Source organism: Ideonella sp. P3_A4 (assembly GCF_056403075.1).
Map to the genome: position 1 here is coordinate 1 of NZ_JBFUGE010001306.1, position 685 is coordinate 685.

The 685-nt window shown below is 69.9% G+C and carries 1 protein-coding gene and 1 pseudogene; both read right to left on the bottom strand.

Features of this window, described 5'->3' with window-relative positions; all coding sequences use genetic code 11:
- Positions 1 to 226: pseudogene (locus AC1DYI_RS37705) on the bottom strand (rod shape-determining protein MreC); the annotation flags it as partial.
- Between the two features lie 140 nt (positions 227 to 366).
- Positions 367 to 685, bottom strand: a 319-nt coding sequence (locus tag AC1DYI_RS37710) for a rod shape-determining protein (protein WP_477209160.1), incomplete at its 5' end; no start/stop codon positions are given.

Genomic DNA, 685 nt, shown 5'->3' on the forward strand with positions numbered 1-685 from the left:
GGTAGTCACCTCCGCCGCCCCAGGCCTGCACCGGCACGTTGAGTACCCGCTCCAGCGGCAGCAACGCGGTGGCAGCCGCGGCACGCAGCGGCTTGATCAAGCCGACCCGGCCATCGGCGGCCATCAGGAAGATCGCCAGCGCCGAGAACAGCGCGAGCTTGGTCCGCGCCGGCAGACCCTGGCGGAAGAACGGGGGGGGCGTGCGGTCGAGCGTGCCGAGGGGCATGGCGCTGGTTAACCGGGAAACGAGCCGCCGCGCACGGCGCTCAAGCCGCGCGGTTGGCGCATCGGAGGTGGACCGCCGAGCGGCTGGTCCATGCGGGTTCCGGGAATCGGCCTAAAACACATGGCGGCCGAGCGTCAGTCTCACTCCGAGGTGAAGATCGCGCCCAGGCGCTCCATGCGTTCGAGCGCCATGCCGCAGCCGCGCACCACGCAGGTCAGCGGGTCTTCGGCCACCAGCACCGGCAGCCCGGTTTCCTCGGCCAACAGGCGATCGAGGTCGCGCAGCAGCGCACCGCCGCCGGTCAGCATCATCCCGCGCTCGGCGATGTCGGCACCCAGCTCCGGCGGGGTCTGCTCGAGCGCGTTCTTCACCGCGGAAACGATCTGGTTCAGCGGATCGGTCAGCGCTTCGAGGATCTCGTTCGAGCTGATCGTGAAGCTGCGCGGCACACCTTCAGAG